We start from the raw sequence: 17,999 nt of genomic DNA, 5'->3' as shown, positions 1-17,999 counted from the left end.
ATTCAAAAATCTGTTTAATTGTATTTGATTTTTATGCTAAGTGACCTTTTAAAAACACTGCCTCAATTTGTGGCACCCAAACATAGCTTGACTCATTTGGCTGGTTTAATGGCTGATGTAAAAATCCCAATAATTAAAAATGGATTGATACAAGCTTTTATCCAACAGTATGGCGTCGATATGAGTGAGGCAAAAGAACAAAGTTTGAATGCCTATAGCTGTTTCAATGATTTTTTTATTCGTCATTTAAAACCAGAATGCAGACCCTTAGCGCAGGCTGATATTGTTTCGCCTGTAGATGGATCCATCAGCGAGCTCGGTCCAATTGAAAAAGGTCAAATTTTACAAGCCAAAGGTCGCTATTACACAGTTGCTGAACTATTAGCCTGTGAAGCCGGTTTAAGTGAGAAATTTACCCATGGTCGTTTTGCGACATTATATCTTTCACCCAAAGATTATCATCGCATCCATATGCCTATTGATGCCAAGTTAACAGAAATGATTTATGTCCCGGGTAAGTTATTTTCGGTACAGCCCACCACAGCTCGAGTTGTGCCTCATTTGTTTGCACGCAATGAGCGCTTAGTCTGTTTTTTTGAAACGAAATTGGGTTTGATGGCAATGGTATTAGTTGGAGCAACTATCGTTGGTGCGATTGGTACGCGTTGGCAAGGTGATATTAAACGATCAAAACAAAAACGATACTTTAACTTTGCTGAGCTTAAGGAATCAGAGACTCTTGTAAAACAAGGCGAAGAAATGGGCTATTTTAAATTAGGCTCTACTGTTGTGCTTTTATTCGCGGATGGAAAACGTGTGCATTGGCTTGATCATTTACGTGCCGGGGATACGATTCGCTATGGCCAAGCTTTTGGACAATCTGATCAGTAGAAGGCGCCATCCTGCCCCTTTATTCTGAAATAAAAGACCCTTCATACATTGTTTTTAATTCAAGATCGTTTATATTTTGGCTGGTTAATTTTTTTTATAAACAAACTAGGGATTGGATATGCGTTTTTTTGAGAGAGAGCCAAATTTTGAGGAAAATTCTGGTGACGCAACAGATCGAAGATTAGTTTTTGAGGACGTAACTGACCAAAGATTAGCTTATAGACCTCTCCCTCAAGATGAAGGCTCGGTCACTGAGTTGGATAATTCCTGCTGGAGTGAGTGCTATCAAACCTTTTCTTTTTCTGACGTTGTATGTGTTGTTTGCCTAGGTTTAGTTGGCATTTTTGGAGCTGTAGGTCTTTTTTTAGGTTTTGCTATAGTTGATTATCTCACTGAATACATCAAAACCTTGAGTAGTGGAGAAATGGCATTGTTTAGTCTTTTGCCTCCATTTGGAGGAATGCTTATGTGTATGGCCCTGGCTTTTTGTATCTGGGCGAGAAGTATTGACTGGGCAGAGCGGCATAGTGCGAGAAGCATTTTAAATTCCTGCCAAGTATTTTTCTCATCGTCCAATCCATGTCTAGTAGGGGTCAGGAGTAATCTTCGATCCTCTGCATCCTCTGCTCAGTTAACAGAGCTGGTAGAAGCAGGGAGGGTCATTACGCCAACCGAACCAACCACTATGACTGTTTAACCCTAAACGTCTAGCGGAAACTTCTTTACCTAATTGACAGAATGCCAATTAGGAGAGGGGAGAGAAAGGTTGCCAAGAATTCTGAGTATTTGCGCTAGGCTTGTTGAACTAGCGTGTAAGAACTATCCATCCAAGGGGTATACAATGCCAAATAGGGATGGATACGGCTCGAGATGATTTACGTAGGTTCGGGATTAGTACGAGGGAGTTGCTACGAAAAACTGCAGCACTTTTGTGTGATTTTTCAGATATAGAGCAGGTCTTTGAAAAAATGGTACCGAGAAGAGGACTCGAACCTCCACGGGGTTGCCCCCACTAGCACCTGAAGCTAGCGTGTCTACCAATTCCACCACCTCGGCAATTGGTGGCTAACATACTTAAGAATGATTGAGCTGTCAATAATTATTCTAGGATCAGCTCGTATACAAAGTTATAGTTTTTGAACTACTCTATTCTCTTCAGTCTCAGTCTCAGTCTCAGTCTCAGTCTCAGTCTCAGTCTCAGGTTTAGGTAGGTTCTTATCCAGTTTACCTTTCAGTTCCTTCAATTGAGTATGAGCATTTTCTGCAGCCGCGGCCATCGTCTCTTCCGTGGGGCTAGCCCAAAATTGGGTATTAAACTTGCGTTTTTGAGCTGAGACCGGAATACTTAAAAACTTAGCTAAATTAGAGATTAGTTCGATTAACGAATTAATGGTTTCCACTATAATGGTTTGTGCTTCATTACGCTGGGATAAGTTCATTAAATTTTCTTCGCTGAGCTCTTTATACATAGTATCTATACATTGTGTAATAAAGTGGGTTCTTTCTTCCTCAGTTGTTTTACTTATATTGGTGAAATAGGTATCCAAATGCTCTTGTAGCCCTTTTGTAATTTTTGTAAGAACCTCCGAAGCAGGGTCTGCTTTTTTCATTCCTGATTTCGTTGGGGGCGGAGGGGGTAAATTTGCTGCGGCGTCCGTGGCGATACTCATCATTTCTCGAACTATTTTAACTTCCTCCGAGGAGGCTCGGGCTTTTAAATTTGATGAATGTCGCGCCAATATTTGTTGGTGCTTTGTAGTTTCCTCAAGTAATAGCATCAGCTCCGTTTTATTTAAGTTATAGCAAATAGGTTTAGGTTGCTTTTGCTCGTCTAGCTCTGGTTTAGTTAGCTGGTTTAAGCCTTCCCTTAGGCCCACAACAGCTTCCTCTGCTTTTAATTGTGCTTCAATCTCAGCTTGGTTTTCTTGTACTAAGGGATTCTTGGCTTTTATTTGCGCTAGGCTAAAATCGGATTGCGCTTTACGTAGTATTTCTATTTGGTTGTTAGCGGCTTCATAATTGGCTAAATATCTCATATTTACATCAATAATTGCTTTCTCAAAAGTTGAGATATATTTCTCGATTTTTTCTTTTTGAAAACTTGCATCAACCGAAATTCGGTCCGTTGAAAAATTTAATAAATTTTCTACATTTTTCTTAACCTTTGCTTCGAATTTTGCGATATCTAAAGTATTACCATCTTCTTTGTCGTTGATAATAATGCCACTATAGCTAGAGTTTTCACTAGTTTTTTTAGATAGATCTCTTAGTGTAGAGAGTAATTTTGAAATTTCTTCTCCTTTAGCAGCTATTAAATTCTTTCTATTTTCGTCCTCTTTAGCAATTAGGTTATTGAGAGTTGCCACTGTGGCTGTCAGCGAAGTTTCTACTTCTTGTAAAGCTAGATTAGAGTTTGCTATAGCCTCGTTTTGTCGTCTGAGTCTTTCACTATCGTTTATTGTGGATTTGGAGTTATCGCTAGACAGCTCCACCAAGGATTCTTCTTTAGTTTTTGTTGTCTTATAAAACTCATCCACCAAAGCATTGTAATCCTCTAGAGCTTCCATAAAAGCGTTATTACTCAGTAAATTTGACTTTGTTAACCTGATCTGTTTTTGGAAAGCGGTTTCTGTCAACACAGGTTTGTCCATCGGTTTTGCTGATTTATTCTCGCTGACGGAGCCTTCACTTGCTCCCAATAAACTTTTAACACCCCTTTCAATACTTTTAACTTCTTTAACTCTCCTTTCAATAAAAGTGGATTCTGGTTCTTTAGGGGGGGCCTTTTTTCCATCATCAGTCTGTTCTAAGTTAAGAGTCTTGATTATTACTGCTCTGGTTGTTGCAAAGCGATCAATTGCACTATTAATGTTCTCTACTCGAGCAAAATACGTGGTTTCTAATTTTTTACATTCTTCTCTCAAAGTGCTGAAAGGCTGCTCTTTTGTGGATTCTGTCTCAAGACTGATTTTTTTCTGAGCATTGCTTTCTAGGGTTGAGGTTGTTTCAACTAAAGGGGGGGCAGAGACCGCTGTTTCAATTATTGGAGTCTGAGTTTGATGGTCAGTTAGCTGAGATGGCTGTAACTCGCCTTTCATGCTTTGTGACCTTTCGAAAGTGGAGCTGGGTGGTTGTGAGGGGGAAGCTGTAAAAGATTCATTGGCTTGGGCTTTTAGATCTTCAATTTGCGCATTGATTCGATTTGTAGCCACTTCAATATCATCATAAGATTTTTTAAGGGCATCCTGTATCAGTTTCAGCTTGGTATGCCTATGTTTCCAGTTTGCTACATTACTTACTTCAATGATTAGTCCATTAAATTCTCCAATATTTTTTTCTATTAATGGTTGTAATGCCTTAATTTCCCCTAGCTGAGTACTAATCAATGGATGAGCCAATACTTCTTTTGTTAAGGTAAGTTCTCTAGTTTTAGCAAGGTTAAGGTAACCATTTAATTCTCCTATTAGGAAGGCAACCTCTTTATCTAACTCATCATTTTGTTCTTTTAATTCTGCCAAAGTGATTCGTTCTTGCAATTCTTTGACAGTCGTTTCACTAAGCTTGGGTTTTTGCAGTTCTTTGAGAACCTTGTCATTAAGTTTAGTTTCTTGAAAGTCCACCTTTTCTGAGCGCTGTATTTTTGCCAGAATTTCAGGACTAATTCCCGCTTTTTCGAATTCTTGGATGGTTTCTGCGCTCAGATGACTATGTTCTAATTCGTTGAGAGTTTCTTCGCTAACTCTGCTTTTTTGATAGGCTAGCAACCTTTCGGAGAAGGGTTGAGTTTTCTCTTGCGCGGCTAGTTTGCTAACCTCTTCTCCCATCTCTTCTCGCTGTTTTTGAAGTGCTTCCTCTAGTCCTTCGAAGATTGTTTTTAAATCTTCTAATTGCTCACGGGCTCTTATGCTCAATTTTGACTGATGTAATTCGTTAAGGGCTTTTGAGCTAATCGTAACTCCCTCAGTTTTCAATAGGTCTTCGCTAATGGTCGTTAGTTCTTTAAGCTCATCTTTGAGAACGCCAATTCTTTCAAATCTCGCTACTCTTGACTGTTTTCGTAGTGCTCTAAGCGACTCTACACCGACCTTCATTTCTGCAAACACAGCGATGGTTTTCGCGCTAAGTTTTCCCATTTTTTGTAACTCTTCAAGAGCCTTACGACTATCCTCCTCATTAATCCCTGCTGCTTTAAAGGCAGTTATAAATTCCTCCTGAGCTTTGAGGCTAAGGAAAGATTTCATTTTTATCAATTCATAGACTGTTTCTTCACTAATCCCGGCTGTTTTAAATTCTTCACGCTGTTCTTCAGTTAATTTATCTAATTCTTGTAATTCCTGAAATTTTAGTAATTCTCGATAGGCATTTTGGCTAAGTTCCCGATCCTTGGGTTCAATAATTTCAGCGATTCGGCGTTTCACTTTTTTTCTGGTTAATTTTGATTTTTTGCTTTCCGCAGTGACTGTTGCAAGAGGATATGAAGTTAGCCCATCATATTGTTCTTTAAGGGATAACATGTTGGCTGCTGGGTAAGTTAAATTTTTAATTTCGCTAAGATTTCTATGGTATTTTTTAAGTGAGTCTAGAAGCACTGTTTGGGGGGAGCTTGAACTCAATTTTTCTGCTGTATAATCGGCTAATTTAGTTTTGGTTTCGCTAGCAAAAGTAGATAGTTTAGAGGCTAGGTTGCTAGTTATACTGATCCAGCCTGATTGACTTTTTCCTGTTGCAGACGCTTGATTTGGTTGAGCTGTTTTAGGGGCAGCACTGGTTATTTCAGTTTCTGGAGAAGTGGTCATTGTAGTTAAAGGCTGAATCATCGACCTTAGCAGAGCTAATTGTATGGGTCTTGCAATTAATTGAAATTCTGATTGTATTTTGGTTAACTCATCAAACTTATCAGTGTCGCAGGCTTGGGAAATATATTTTGAGATATCTTCTAAGTATTTTTGAGAGAGGTTTGAATCAGAGATAATCATTGAAGCAGTTGCTTCTAATTCATTGAGTAATCTGAGTTTGAGTACAATTGGGCGTTTAAGCAGTTCCTTAACCGTGCTATCAAGTTTAGCTAAAGGAGCTCCATCTGTACTCTTGACTATTTCACTTAGGGTGTTAAGCTCTTTTTTAAACTCATTGATCTGTTCATTATCATCAGCAACGTTGGTCAATATTTGGAGTTCTTTGAGGTTGTTAAGTAATTTTTCTCTCATGATTACACCCTCATGTAAAATTTATGCCGTTCTTGAACTGTATTCTTTCCCTATAGATACAGTTTACATTGACAAAATTACCGGAATATTAAGCAGTATAATTATTGAGCAGTTTTGCGCTTAAGAACATTGTGGAGAACTAATTAACTCTTTCTTATTAAATTAATTTTTAAATTAAATGGAAGAAGATTCTAATAATTGTAGTTTTTATACAAAAAAAATTGCAAAATTTCCCAAACTCTTTGCTGTGTTAATAACTATGTGTTTTTTAAAAGCTCTTGAAAAATCAGTGGATTATTTTTTCTCCTTTTTACCGCAAAAACAGCCGGATTGTTTAAAAGTTTCAGATGTTTGTATTATTGCCCATCGCGGCGCGCATGATAAAAAAAATAATACTATTGAAAATACGGATGCGGCTTTTGCTGCTGCACTGGATTTAGGTTGCTGGGGCATTGAGTTTGATCTTCGTGCAACGGCTGATGGGGTTTTAGTGGTTAATCACGACCCTACTTTACAGCGGCTTTGGAGCAAAAATGTTGCTATCAAAGACTTGAGTTTTAAGCAATTAAGACAATTGGTTCCTGAAATATTAACCTTGGCAGAGGTGGTGGAGCGTTATGGTAAGCGTCTTCATTTATTTATTGAGTTAAAAGAACCCTTCCACGCCGAAGCAAGTCTCTACAATGACTTACAATTACTCACCCCTTGCGTTGATTATCATTTGCTTAGTCTCAGCGAACCTATTTTTGCTTCCCTCAAGTCGTTTTTACCAGAAAGTCTGTTATTAGTCGCTGTACATAATAATGTGACCCAGTTCTTAAACCTTTGCCTACAAAAAAAGTATGGCGGTGTGTTAGGTCATTATCTTTTATTTAATGACAGCAAAATTAAACGGTTGCGCTCAGCAAAAAAGCGAGTCGGTGTGGGAATGATTGATTCAAAATTTAGCTTATACAGAGAATTAAATCGTGGTTTGCAATGGATTTTTAGTAATAATGTCAGTTTAATCGCCCAGTCTTTAGAAGAACTAAGGCGATTTAACTAATTAGCAATTATTCTCATTGTACTCAATAGTCATTTCTATGGTTTGTTGTCATCCCTATTTTCGCGGAGATTGACAACAGATATATCAGGTTGACGCCCTAGGGCATCAACTCCGTTTATCTTAAGGATTAACCATTTCCTCGGGTTTAACATACTCACTGAATTGTTCAGCCGTTAAAAAGCCAAGTTTGATCGCTGCTTCTTGCAATGAAATATCTTCGTGATGAGCTGTTTTAGCAATTTTGGCGGCTTTATCGTAGCCAATGTGCTGATTGAGCGCGGTCACCAACATAAGAGAATGATGTAAATAATAATCAATCACGGAGTGATTTGCCTCCAAGCCTTCAACACAAAATTCTTGGAAAGAACGACAGGTATCCGCTAAGAGGTTTAAAGAATGTAAAACGTTAAAAATAATAACGGGCTTAAATACATTCAACTCAAAGTTTCCTTGGCTAGCAGCAAGCGCTACGGTGGTATCATTGCCAATGACTTGAGCGCAGACCATGGTCATTGCTTCGCATTGAGTCGGATTGACTTTACCTGGCATGATGGATGAACCCGGTTCATTCTCAGGCAGAATAAGTTCGCCAATACCGCAACGAGGACCTGAACCAAGCCAGCGAACATCGTTCGCTATTTTCATTAAGGCACAAGCCAAGGCTTTAAAAGCGCTATGAGCCATAACTAAGGGCTCATGAGAAGCTAAGGCTGCAAATTTATTCGGAGCAGAATTAAAAGGAAGCTTGGTAATGCTAGCAATATGGCTTGCTGCTTTAACAGCAAACTGAGGATGCGTGTTTAATCCAGTACCTACTGCAGTACCGCCTAAAGCCAGTTCATACAATTCGGGCAAAGTTTGCTCTATACGCTGAATGCAGGCATCTAATTGCGCAACGTATCCTGAAAATTCCTGCCCTAAAGTCATTGGCACAGCATCCTGCAAATGAGTGCGGCCAATTTTTACTATATCTTTAAACGCTCGCATTTTGTGGGCTAAGGCATCACGCAAATTACGCACCGCAGGGAGCAATTTATGATAAATAGCGATTGCTGCTGCGATGTGCATAGCGGTTGGGAAGGTGTCATTTGACGATTGCGACATATTGACATGATCATTAGGATGGATGGGTGCTTTAGAGCCCATAGTGCCTTTAGCCATTTCTATTGCGCGGTTGGAGATGACTTCATTGGCATTCATATTCGATTGCGTGCCACTGCCTGTTTGCCAAACATGCAAGGGAAAATGCTCGTCTAAGCGACCGGAGCAAACTTCTTCTGCCGCTTTAACAATCAGTTCCGCTTTATCTTGTGGCAGCTTGCCTAGCTCAAGATTAGTCAAAGCAGCGGCTTTTTTTAAAATACCGAAAGCATGAGTCACTTCGCGAGGCATAATATCGCGCCCGATATCAAAATGATGTAGAGAGCGTTCGGTTTGCGCGCCCCAGTAACGATCGGCAGGAACAGCAATTTCACCCATGCTGTCTGTCTCAATACGTGTATTGCTCATGACGATTAATCCTCTTAAAAATAAAAGCGCTAACATAGCATCAACATTTTGTGCAGTATATACCCATTCTGATATATTCCCAGGAATTGTTTTCATCCCTGTATAGGATGATAAGGCAATGAGCTCAAATTCATGTTCAAAAAACAGGAGAGCACTTCGTCTAGCATTTTGGAGTAGTTTGGGTATAGTAAAACCAGAATTTAATTTCATTTTTTGTGAGTAGTGGTGAGAAAAATTCGTATTTATCAGGCCGGTTCTTTCGTTCTTGGCCAAACTATAGAACTTACTCAAGAAGCAAGCCAGCATGTGGGCGTTGTTTTGCGGATGCAGCCTGGTGATAAAATTGTTTTATTTTGTGGTGATAATCGTGAATTTGATGCCGCATTGCAGAGTGTAAATAAGAAAAAAGTAATTGTGAATATCGAAACAGAGCGAGAAGTAAGCAGAGAATCACCGCGCATAATTCATCTTGCTCAAGCGCTCTCCAAGGGCGAGCGCATGGAATTTGTCATGCAAAAGGCGGTGGAATTGGGCGTCAGTAGCATCAGTCCCCTGATTACGGAACGCTCTGTGGTGAAATTGGATCAAGGACGAATGGAAAAAAAGCGTCTTCAATGGCAAGCGATTGCTATCGCAGCGTGTGAGCAATCCGGGCGCAATCAAATTCCTACAGTGAATCCTGTGATGATGCTCGATGAGTATTTGCAGAAAAATGAGGGTCAATTAAAATTAGTATTAGACCCCGGAGGTGCGAAAACCTGGCGCGATTATCAATTCGATGAAGCTGAACTTAGTCTAGTTATTGGTCCTGAAGGCGGGTTTAGTCCAGAAGAACTCCAACAGATTTTTGCTGCTGATTTTAAGCCCTTATGTTTAGGGCCAAGAGTATTGCGTACCGAAACAGCAGCAATTACAGCGCTTAGCGTGTTGCAAGCTGTCTGTGGTGATCTATAATGTTTCTCAGATCATCTAATTTTAAATAACTGAGGTTTTATTCATGAGTGCTAATATAAAGACAATCACTGATTCTAGTTTTGAACAGGATGTGTTGAATTCAGGCAAGCCGGTTTTGGTTGATTTTTGGGCTGAGTGGTGTGGTCCATGCCGTGCATTAACTCCAATTCTCGAAGAGGTGGCAGCAAACCATAGTGATAATATTGTTTTTGCCAAAATTAATATCGATGAAAATCCACAGACTCCTTCTAAATATGGTGTTATGAGTATCCCCACTCTGATTTTATTTAAGAATGGTCAGGTGGAGGCAGTGAAAATGGGGCTGCTCTCAAAATCACAACTAAGTGCTTTTGTTGAGAGCAATGTCTAATATTCACACTCTCTTTTTTCTCTTTCTAACTTTTTTAAGTAGAAAGAGAAAAATCTCTGGATCTGATTAAAAAGCTATGCTAGGCTGTTATCTCAATGTGTAGCCACGTTCTCAGGTTGCCTTTTCAAGTTACCCAATTTGTTTTACAACTGGGATATTATCGAACACTAATCGTTGATGAGCAGTTGACCTGATAGAGTAATGAATTCGGAGAGTTTGAGAGATTGCTAGTGGACAGCGGCTTACCAAACTGTCCTTCAATTTAAATTATCCCGGAAAACCCATTTCGTTTAACCAACCCATCAAGAGAGAAGTATGAATCTTAGTGAACTTAAGCAATTACCTATTGCCGAACTTGTCAACATCGCACAGGACATGGGGGCTGAAAATACTGCCCGCATGCGCAAACAAGATATCCTTTTTGCCATTCTCAAGGCCCATTCCCACAAAGGTGAAGACATTCTTGGTGGTGGTGTTTTAGAAGTATTAACTGACGGTTTCGGTTTCCTTCGCTCTGAAGATGGATCATATCAAGCTGGTCCTGATGATATTTATGTTTCCCCCAGTCAAATTAGACGCTTTGGTTTGCGTACTGGTGATACAATTACCGGTAAAATTCGGCCACCAAAGGATAACGAACGCTACTTCGCTTTATTAAAAGTTGATCAAATTAACTTTGATTCGCCTGAGAGTGCAAAACGTAAGATTTTATTTGAAAACCTAACTCCCTTGTTTGCCACTGAGCGTTTGGTCATGGAGCAGGGCAATGGCAGTACAGAAGATTTAACTGCTCGCGTTGTTGATCTTTGCGCTCCTTTTGGCCGTGGCCAGCGTGGTCTTATCGTTTCTCCGCCGAAGGCAGGTAAAACGTTAATGCTGCAAAATCTAGCTCATTCAATTGAGAAGAATTATCCAGAATGTTATTTGATCGTGCTGCTGATTGATGAGCGCCCTGAAGAAGTGACTGAAATGCAGCGCTCAGTAAAAGGTGAAGTTGTAGCTAGTACTTTTGATGAACCAGCGAATCGTCACGTACAAGTGGCGGAGATGGTTATTGAAAAAGCAAAACGATTAGTTGAACATAAACGAGACGTGGTTGTCTTACTCGATTCGATCACTCGTTTAGCCCGAGCTTACAATACCGTTGTTCCATCATCAGGAAAAGTACTGACTGGCGGTGTGGATGCGAATGCTTTACAAAGACCTAAGCGTCTTTATGGTGCTGCACGTAATATTGAAGAAGGTGGTAGCTTAACGATTATTGCAACGGCACTTGTTGACACCGGCTCTAAAATGGACGAGGTCATTTATGAAGAATTTAAGGGAACCGGGAACATGGAAATCCACTTAAGTCGTAATATTTCTGAGCGTCGCGTCTTCCCTGCTATTAATATTAACCGCTCAGGTACCCGTCGTGAAGACTTACTGCTATCTCCAGAAGAATTGCACCGTACTTGGATTCTTCGCAAAATTCTACAGTCTATGGATGAATGTGATGCGATTGAATTCTTGCTGGAACGTATGAAAAATCATAAGACCAATGCAGAGTTCTTTGAGGCGATGAAGCGCCAAGAGTAGAAGATGGCTGTTGTGGTTGAAGAGCTCTTCGCAAGTTGAAATGACAGATCCGTTCGGGCTGAGGAGGCCGTAGGCCGTCTCGAAGCTGGTACATCCCAAAATAAGGCTTCGAGACGGCCTACGGCCTCCTCAGCCCGAACGGATAAAATAGGTAGGTTGGACTTTGGCCCAACCTACAAAAATACCAATACCCCCCAAAACAAAGGTCTTTATTTTGTTAAACCGTCGCCTGTGTCATAATCCCTGCAATTAATTTTCTTAAATTTTGCTCATGAAATATGCCGACCTACGCGATTTTATCGCGCAACTAGAAACTCGCGGATTACTAAAGCGAATTAATTATCCAGTGTCCCCTTTTCTCGAAATGACTACGGTGAGTGACCGAGTCTTACGAGCTGGCGGACCTGCCCTGCTTTTTACGAATCCTAAAAATAGCAGCATGCCTGTGCTCACTAATTTATTTGGTACCGTAGAACGAGTAGCGCTTGGAATGGGTGAGGAAACCATTAGCGCTTTGCGTGAAGTGGGTAAGCTGTTGGCCGCATTAAAGGAGCCCGAGCCGCCTAAAGGATTTAAAGATGCTTTTGCAAAATTACCTTTGCTGAAGCAAGCACTAAATATGGCGCCCAAATATGTTAGCGATGCGGCTTGCCAAAGATACGTGTGGGAAGAGGATGAGGTTGATTTAACGCGTTTACCCATTCAGAAGTGCTGGCCAGCCGATGTTGCACCGCTTATTACTTGGGGCTTGGTGACGACTAAAGGGCCTCATCAAGCCCGTGAAAATATGGGAATTTACCGACAACAATTGCTGAGTAAGAATAAGTTAATCATGCGCTGGCTATCTCACCGTGGGGGTGCTTTAGATTATCAAGCTTGGCAACAGGAATACCCCGGCGAGCGTTTTCCTTTGGCAGTGACTTTAGGGGCAGATCCAGCAACTTTACTCGCGGCAGTCACTCCGGTCCCTGATAGTTTATCGGAGTATGCCTTTGCCGGTTTATTGCGTGGGCAACGTACACAACTTACTCGTTGCCTTGGCAATGATTTGCATGTGCCAGCAAGTGCTGAAATCATTCTTGAGGGATACATTGAGCCGGGGGAAGAAGCAGCAGAAGGTCCTTTTGGTGATCACACAGGCTACTATAATGAAGTACAAACTTTTCCTGTATTTACAGTAGAGCGTGTGACCCATCGCGAACAGCCTATATATCATAGTACCTATACAGGGCGTCCACCGGATGAGCCTGCGATTTTAGGCTTGGCGCTTAATGAGGTATTTATTCCTTTATTGCAAAAACAATTTCCAGAAATTGTTGATTTCTATTTACCGCCGGAAGGTTGTTCTTACCGTTTAGCAGTGGTCACCATCAAGAAACAGTACCCCGGGCATGCAAAACGGGTCATGATGGCAGTTTGGTCGTTTCTAAGACAATTTATGTATACTAAATTTGTTATAGTCTGTGATGATGATATCGATGCGCGTAACTGGCAAGATGTGATTTGGGCGATTACGACAAGAATGGATCCTCTGCGGGATACAGTGATGGTAGATAATACACCAATTGACTACCTTGATTTCGCGTCGCCTGTTTCCGGTTTAGGCTCAAAAATGGGAATGGATGCGACTTCAAAATGGCCGGGTGAAACGCAGAGAGAATGGGGACAAGCAATCACGATGAATGAGGAAATTGTGCAACGAGTTGATAATTATTGGTCGGAACTTGGATTGGATGTATGAAGAATAAATCCATTCTTGCAAAAGTTGAGAGTATTACTCCGCTAACAGATAGTATTTTGCAGCTTATTTTGACGCCAGAAACTTATGTAGACTATCGGGCCGGTCAATATTTAGAAATTCTGTCAGCAGGTGAAACCTTATGTTATTCAATAGCCAATGCGCCTTTAGGTTCGCATAAATATGAATTACATATTCGCCATAGCCTAGATAATCCTTACAATCAGCAATTACTTAATGAAATCAAGCAAAAAGGAGAATTAAGGCTCCATCTGCCACTGGGTGATTGCTATCTGGATAAGTTGGAGATAGATAAACCTATCTTATTTATTGCTGGCGGCACTGGTTTTGCGCCGATTAAGGCCATGATTGAACAATTATTAGCATCGAGTGATCAACGAGCTTTTGAATTATTTTGGGGTGCACGTGCTCAAAACGATTTGTATATGAATGAAAAAGTGAGTCAATGGCAATCGCATGTTACTCAATTTAAGTATTTTTCCTTATTATCAAATAGTTCTAAAGACACCTTGGCCTCTATCATTCTTGGTCAGCATCATGCTGATCTGAAAGATTGGCAGTTTGTCATTGGTGGCCCTTTTGATATGGTCTATACCACAAGAGATATTTTGCTTGCACAGGGCGTGTCACCTGAGCAATTATTTTCAGATGCTTTTAGTTTTGAGGGAAAGGGGATTAAGTGATGGAAACTTTGTATCAAATACTCGGGCTCCTTGGAGCAGGGCTTATTGTTTGGATTTTGTATCGAATGATAAAAGGTCGGCCCGAGCAATTTAGTCGTGAAAATCTTAGTAAGAGCTTTTCTACAATGGGTTTTTTAGCGCTCATTTTAATTGCATTCATCGCTTTTTTAGTGTTTATGCTGCGCTATTTGTAATTCTGCGCTTGAATTGTCATTCCTGCGAAGGCAGCGGATGACAGCGAAGTGATACCTCAGAGCACGAGCGGATTATTGCGAACCTATCTAATGTCTGCTCGTAATTGCATGATAGCCTCCTTGAGACTCATTCAGATATTGCTTAATTTGCGGATTATCAATGGTTAACTCACTTGGATCCGTTCTTAAAAAACATTCTTCAACGTAAGTCATTTGGCTGCTACCATCAACGAGTAAGCGATACCAGGGGTTGCGAGTTGCGAATTCGCGTTTATAGGCTTGGGGATTGTACCGGCCAGATGCCTGAAAGAGAGGGTCAACGTCGATGATCACAGCCCGATAACCTAATTTTAGATGGATTACTCGCTCGCCCACGTTAAATTTTGCCATATCTTTCATCATTGCCCTCCTGGTTTGACCAGTGTCATTATTCTATTCTTTTGGAGAACTTGCTTTCCTTCTCTAATATCGGTTAGCCTCGATAAATCTTGAACGGGATTCCAAGCAACATGATCAATAAGGATATCTTGCATTATAAGTATCGATTTATAAGCGTAGTTTTGCTTCTTGGTTATGCATTCATTCATACCCAACTGTCTGGAGTTTATACAGAAAGCAGCTTAGAGCAACTGATGAATTTTTCTGCGCGGTTGCCATTCGAGCAACGTATATTAGTTCCGGCGCTGGCTAATGGTTTGTCTCGGGTTTTTCCGCTTACGGTGGATAAACTATTTTTTTTACTGGAATGGTTATTTATTAGTTTATTTTATTTCAGCTTATTCCAATTACTGAAACTAGAATTTAACCAAAGACAAGCACAATTATTAGCTTGGCTTAGTATTTTGCTGTTGCCCTTGATGACAGTCGTTAATTATCGTTTCAGAGTCTATGGGAGTGCCCCCTTTTTTTATCCTTCTGATACTGCCGCCCTGTTTTTTATGACCCTGGGCTTCTTACTCTGTCTACGAGCAAAATGGACTTATTATATTCCGTGGGTATTTATTGCTACCTTAAATCGCGAAAGCAGCATTCTGCTGGTGTTATTGATTCCGGCATTGTATTGGCAGCAAATTCGTAGGATTATAAAGCCGCTCATTTTCGCTCTATTGTCCTATTTATTAGCGCGCATACTTATTCTTACTGTCTTACATAAGGTTCCAGGCCAATTAATGGATTGGTATTTTCATTTCTCAACTCATACTTATTTTGAAGTGAATTTGCTTTGGCTCTTAGAAGGGCAAAATATCTTGTTACTTGTTTTTGCTCTTGTTGGTTTGCCCTTATTTTGGTTTTCTTTTTTCGATTACCTTCCCTTGCAGCTAAGGCCCTTACGCTACCTTGCTCTATTTTATTTTTTTGCTTTATTATCAGTTGGGAATTTTATGGAGTCTCGAATTTTCAGCGAAATCTTTGTATTACTCTATTTTCCAGTTTGTCTAGCAATAAAAAATTGGTTGATGAGGCAAGCTCCAATTTTGCCCACGAAACTCGGAATAGCATATTACATTGATCGGTATGCAGTGCTAGGATTGCTATTTTTTGTCCTTGTATTCCGCCAACATCTGAATCACTGGGTCATTTGGCTAGCCAACCAACCGTGGTTACAACGATAAGGGCTAACCCTTTGGGGTGAGATAAAGCATAGTATGCTCTGAATTGATGCTGGACACTTTGTAAATCTGAGTTAATTTTGCTGTATCGATGATTAAGAAGGGGCTACTTTCCCCTAGGCCGAGGAAAACACAGTCAAGTTGCCCTTTGAATAATTCTGTCATGAAATGTTCTTCATCTGACTTGAGCAAAGTTTCTACTAGGCCAGGTCCTTTGATTGGTGAGGCCAATCCAGTTTCTGCATAATAAATACTTTGACGTTTAGATAGAATGAGGCACTCATGTTTTGATTGCGCCTGTTGCTTGATAAAAGCTAACTCACTCGCAATATAGGGGAAATAAATGACTTGTCTTGTTTTAAAAACATATTTCATGTCGTGAAACATCTTCGGTACATGGGCAATAAAGTTAACGCTACAGAGGAGTAGGAAACCAATGGCTGCAATGGGTATAGCCATTTGCGTGAAAGCTAAGTTTTTTTCGCGAATCTTTTTAATCGTACAATCGGTTGCAATGAGCATGACCATTAAAGCGGGCCAGCAGACGGTGATCAAATTGGCAACATGAGCTCTGCCTTCGTAGTAAATAAAAAGTCCAATACCGAGCAAGCTTAGATATAAAATGAGATCGACGCGAATACTATCTTTCTTGTTTTGAAACCAAGCAGCTGATGAAATAATTATTCCTAATAAATAAACCCCTAAAACTGACATCCAGGGATGAATTTGCTTAGGAAGAGGTAGCATGGCAAAACCTAAGCCATAAAATAGTTTTTGATATTCAAATTGGCGATGCAGCTGTAAAGGTTGATGCGATTTAAGCCACATTACCCCCAGTAATGCGGCAATAACTGCTCCAGTAATCAGAATATGCAAACTGATTGCAAGGAGATATTCTTTAAGGTGAATCAACCTATTCGGTTTATCGTTAGAACATAAAATAATGCAGCGCCCCGTAAGATAAGCCGTAAAAGACAAGAAAATAAACAAACCGGTGTCCATGATCCAAAATGTACCAATAGCGCTCACTAAAGAAACTACTGTAGCCCTGTATAGAGTTTTATTGCGAGCGAAATAGTAAAAAACAAGCACGGAAAAAGCGGGCCAAAAAAAGCGAATGGGCCAATATTGAAAATATCGGTCATGCGAACCTGAAAAATAAATGGTTGTGCCAAAGGTTAAGGTCAGTAGGCTTAGCCCGCCCAGTAATAATAAAACTGGGTTTTTAACCAATTTAGAAAGAACAAAAAATAAACCAAAGAGTGAAATAAACTGTAAGCTCGCAAAAAACAAACTCAGATTTAAAATAGTTGCCCCGATCCATTTAAACAGGGGAGCGATTAATTCCGGAAACAGACCGTATTGGGAAGGTAAATCAACTAATAAGGTTTTTCCTGCAACGACTTGGCTCAAAGCATAAAAGGCTGCATCCGCATGGTTTGTCCAGGCGGGATCATAGGATACGGAGTTAATGCTCGCTATCCGCCAAGATAATAATTGGAGCAGCATAGCAAGAATAAAAATAACCCAAATCACAGTGGCTGTTGTTTTCGGTGCCAGCACTAGCGGTTGAAAATTAGCTATGCTAAAGCACCAAAGGGTCGCAAGACTCAAACAAATAAGGACTAAAACCGTGGGATGGAGCATGAAAAAAATTTTGCCAAAAATAAGCATCATTAAAAAATCTGATTTATAGATTGGCAAAAATAAAAGGACTGCGACAATTAATGGCAGGGCAATGGAAGCGTATTTAGAATAAGCCACTTTGTCGAAACGGGTTTGATATTTAGTTGCAAATAAAATGAGAATGGGAAGCGTTGCGGTTACAATCAGAAAAGTATTGCGCTCTGCTGCTTTGGGATGGACTAAGAACTGAGCCCCTTGAGTAAATAAATTGAGAGCGGCTGATGATTCTGATGAGATCTGCCCTAGCACGTTGATTAAAAAGAAGCTAAATACTAGTGCAATAGCTAACATAAGCAGAAAAATAGTTTCTGTTCTTAATGCAATTTGCTGGTAACTCGCTTTCAATTTCGTTCCTTATCGCAACCTATCACTAGCATCACTGCCGAAACCCCTTTGTCGACGTCCCGCTGCTTGTCCGCGGGCTCCATAGAGTCTCTGGGATTGCTGGATTGCGCGGACAAGCCCTGAGACATCGGGTTAGGAGCAATTCCTTAACTTAATAGCAGAAACCAT

Annotated in this window: 14 protein-coding genes and 1 tRNA gene; 10 read left to right on the top strand and 5 right to left on the bottom strand. The window is 40.4% G+C overall.

What is annotated here, in order from left to right; genetic code table 11:
• Nucleotides 1–33 precede the first annotated feature (33 nt).
• Together asd and Lnau_RS07155 are read left to right on the top strand one after the other, a co-directional pair.
• On the top strand, nt 34–891 hold the full coding sequence (gene asd / locus Lnau_RS07160) for an archaetidylserine decarboxylase (protein ID WP_058504441.1): 858 nt from the start codon (nt 34–36) through the stop codon (nt 889–891).
• A 118-nt stretch (nt 892–1,009) separates the two neighbouring features.
• Complete coding sequence (locus Lnau_RS07155; protein WP_058504440.1) at nt 1,010–1,588, top strand: hypothetical protein; 579 nt, start codon at nt 1,010–1,012, stop codon at nt 1,586–1,588.
• A gap of 272 nt (nt 1,589–1,860) precedes the next feature.
• Here the strand turns inward: Lnau_RS07155 and Lnau_RS07150 are convergent.
• Together Lnau_RS07150 and Lnau_RS07145 are read right to left on the bottom strand one after the other, a co-directional pair.
• Nucleotides 1,861–1,947 (bottom strand) — tRNA-Leu (locus tag Lnau_RS07150).
• 71 nt (nt 1,948–2,018) lie between these two features.
• Nucleotides 2,019–6,098 carry a hypothetical protein gene (locus Lnau_RS07145; protein WP_058504439.1) on the bottom strand — a complete coding sequence of 1,360 codons (4,080 nt, stop codon included), beginning with the start codon at nt 6,096–6,098 and terminating at the stop codon, nt 2,019–2,021.
• Between the two features lie 259 nt (nt 6,099–6,357).
• On the opposite strand from Lnau_RS07145, the gene Lnau_RS07140 reads away from it, so the two are divergent.
• Nucleotides 6,358–7,143 (top strand): glycerophosphodiester phosphodiesterase, encoded by a 786-nt coding sequence (locus tag Lnau_RS07140; RefSeq protein ID WP_058504844.1) that lies wholly within the window; start codon nt 6,358–6,360, stop codon nt 7,141–7,143.
• 120 nt (nt 7,144–7,263) lie between these two features.
• Here the strand turns inward: Lnau_RS07140 and fumC are convergent, their stop codons facing one another.
• Nucleotides 7,264–8,652 (bottom strand): class II fumarate hydratase, encoded by a 1,389-nt coding sequence (fumC, locus tag Lnau_RS07135; protein WP_058504843.1) that lies wholly within the window; start codon nt 8,650–8,652, stop codon nt 7,264–7,266.
• 225 nt (nt 8,653–8,877) lie between these two features.
• Between fumC and Lnau_RS07130 the strand changes: the two genes are divergently transcribed.
• The 6 genes from Lnau_RS07130 to Lnau_RS07105 all read left to right on the top strand — a co-directional run bounded on the left by Lnau_RS07130 (nt 8,878) and on the right by Lnau_RS07105 (nt 14,190).
• Nucleotides 8,878–9,606: a 16S rRNA (uracil(1498)-N(3))-methyltransferase gene (locus Lnau_RS07130; RefSeq protein WP_058504438.1), complete on the top strand. Its 729-nt coding sequence runs from the start codon at nt 8,878–8,880 to the stop codon at nt 9,604–9,606.
• A 43-nt stretch (nt 9,607–9,649) separates the two neighbouring features.
• Nucleotides 9,650–9,976 carry a thioredoxin gene (gene trxA / locus Lnau_RS07125; RefSeq protein ID WP_058504437.1) on the top strand — a complete coding sequence of 109 codons (327 nt, stop codon included), beginning with the start codon at nt 9,650–9,652 and terminating at the stop codon, nt 9,974–9,976.
• A gap of 315 nt (nt 9,977–10,291) precedes the next feature.
• On the top strand, nt 10,292–11,554 hold the full coding sequence (gene rho, locus Lnau_RS07120) for a transcription termination factor Rho (RefSeq protein ID WP_058504436.1): 1,263 nt from the start codon (nt 10,292–10,294) through the stop codon (nt 11,552–11,554).
• Nucleotides 11,555–11,825: 271 nt separating this feature from the next.
• Nucleotides 11,826–13,295 (top strand): 4-hydroxy-3-polyprenylbenzoate decarboxylase, encoded by a 1,470-nt coding sequence (ubiD, locus tag Lnau_RS07115; RefSeq protein WP_058504435.1) that lies wholly within the window; start codon nt 11,826–11,828, stop codon nt 13,293–13,295.
• On the top strand, nt 13,292–13,996 hold the full coding sequence (locus Lnau_RS07110; RefSeq protein ID WP_058504434.1) for an NAD(P)H-flavin reductase: 705 nt from the start codon (nt 13,292–13,294) through the stop codon (nt 13,994–13,996). Before ubiD ends, Lnau_RS07110 begins: the two co-directional genes overlap by 4 nt.
• The gene (locus Lnau_RS07105; protein ID WP_058504433.1) at nt 13,996–14,190 is read left to right on the top strand and encodes a hypothetical protein; all 195 of its coding nucleotides are present in this window, start codon (nt 13,996–13,998) and stop codon (nt 14,188–14,190) included. The genes Lnau_RS07110 and Lnau_RS07105 overlap by 1 nt, the downstream gene beginning before the upstream one ends.
• A gap of 87 nt (nt 14,191–14,277) precedes the next feature.
• Here the strand turns inward: Lnau_RS07105 and hspQ are convergent, their stop codons facing one another.
• Complete coding sequence (gene hspQ / locus Lnau_RS07100; RefSeq protein WP_058504432.1) at nt 14,278–14,589, bottom strand: heat shock protein HspQ; 312 nt, start codon at nt 14,587–14,589, stop codon at nt 14,278–14,280.
• 110 nt (nt 14,590–14,699) lie between these two features.
• On the opposite strand from hspQ, the gene Lnau_RS07095 reads away from it, so the two are divergent.
• Entirely contained in the window at nt 14,700–15,803 is a 1,104-nt protein-coding gene (locus Lnau_RS07095) for a hypothetical protein (protein WP_238585926.1), read from the top strand.
• A gap of 3 nt (nt 15,804–15,806) precedes the next feature.
• Here the strand turns inward: Lnau_RS07095 and Lnau_RS07090 are convergent, their stop codons facing one another.
• Complete coding sequence (locus tag Lnau_RS07090; protein WP_058504431.1) at nt 15,807–17,831, bottom strand: hypothetical protein; 2,025 nt, start codon at nt 17,829–17,831, stop codon at nt 15,807–15,809.
• Nucleotides 17,832–17,999 lie beyond the last annotated feature (168 nt).

Origin of the sequence: Legionella nautarum (genome assembly GCF_001467895.1) — a bacterium.
GTDB lineage: Bacteria > Pseudomonadota > Gammaproteobacteria > Legionellales > Legionellaceae > Tatlockia > Tatlockia nautarum.
This window is presented reverse-complemented; position numbering and strand designations above follow the sequence as displayed.

Bases quoted from the DNA above. Each gene is read 5' to 3' on its own strand.
- Lnau_RS07095 (WP_238585926.1), top strand. From the start codon at position 14,700: ATGATCAATAAGGATATCTTGCATTATAAGTATCGATTTATAAGCGTA.
- Lnau_RS07110 (WP_058504434.1), top strand. From the start codon at position 13,292: ATGAAGAATAAATCCATTCTTGCAAAAGTTGAGAGTATTACTCCGCTA.
- fumC (WP_058504843.1), bottom strand. From the start codon at position 8,652: ATGAGCAATACACGTATTGAGACAGACAGCATGGGTGAAATTGCTGTT.
- hspQ (WP_058504432.1), bottom strand. From the start codon at position 14,589: ATGAAAGATATGGCAAAATTTAACGTGGGCGAGCGAGTAATCCATCTA.
- asd (WP_058504441.1), top strand. From the start codon at position 34: ATGCTAAGTGACCTTTTAAAAACACTGCCTCAATTTGTGGCACCCAAA.
- trxA (WP_058504437.1), top strand. From the start codon at position 9,650: ATGAGTGCTAATATAAAGACAATCACTGATTCTAGTTTTGAACAGGAT.
- Lnau_RS07145 (WP_058504439.1), bottom strand. From the start codon at position 6,098: ATGAGAGAAAAATTACTTAACAACCTCAAAGAACTCCAAATATTGACC.
- Lnau_RS07155 (WP_058504440.1), top strand. From the start codon at position 1,010: ATGCGTTTTTTTGAGAGAGAGCCAAATTTTGAGGAAAATTCTGGTGAC.
- ubiD (WP_058504435.1), top strand. From the start codon at position 11,826: ATGAAATATGCCGACCTACGCGATTTTATCGCGCAACTAGAAACTCGC.
- Lnau_RS07140 (WP_058504844.1), top strand. From the start codon at position 6,358: ATGTGTTTTTTAAAAGCTCTTGAAAAATCAGTGGATTATTTTTTCTCC.
- rho (WP_058504436.1), top strand. From the start codon at position 10,292: ATGAATCTTAGTGAACTTAAGCAATTACCTATTGCCGAACTTGTCAAC.
- Lnau_RS07105 (WP_058504433.1), top strand. From the start codon at position 13,996: ATGGAAACTTTGTATCAAATACTCGGGCTCCTTGGAGCAGGGCTTATT.